Origin of the sequence: Mesorhizobium sp. M7A.F.Ca.MR.176.00.0.0, assembly GCF_004023165.1 — a bacterium.
Taxonomy (GTDB): Bacteria; Pseudomonadota; Alphaproteobacteria; order Rhizobiales; family Rhizobiaceae; genus Mesorhizobium.
This window is the reverse complement of the sequence record NZ_RZTC01000342.1, coordinates 1-240: the sequence shown is the minus strand read 5'-3', so window position 1 is coordinate 240 and position 240 is coordinate 1. Positions and strand designations below refer to the sequence as shown.

General features: G+C 59.2%; 1 protein-coding gene. It reads left to right on the top strand.

Annotation, left to right across the window (positions count from 1 at the left end; genetic code table 11):
- Window positions 1–209, top strand: a 209-nt coding sequence (locus tag EOB59_RS35155) for a DUF2269 family protein (RefSeq protein WP_128290320.1), incomplete at its 5' end; no start/stop codon positions are given.
- Window positions 210–240: the final 31 nt, after the last annotated feature.

Sequence of the window (240 nt, the reverse complement as noted above, 5' to 3'; positions counted from 1 at the left end):
CCGGCCTGTTCTGGCTTCCAGTCGTGTGGATGCAGATCGAGATGCGCAATCTCGCTATGCAGGGCGCGGCAGCGAAGCAACCTCCACCACAGCGCTACAACACCTTGTTTCGGCTCTGGTTCGCCTTTGGCTTTCCTGCCTTCGCGGCTGTGCTCGCCATCTTCTGGCTGATGATTTCGCGACCTTCGATCGATTGGTTCGCCTTGTAGCACCGGACTTCGTCTCCCTCGTCACGGTCTG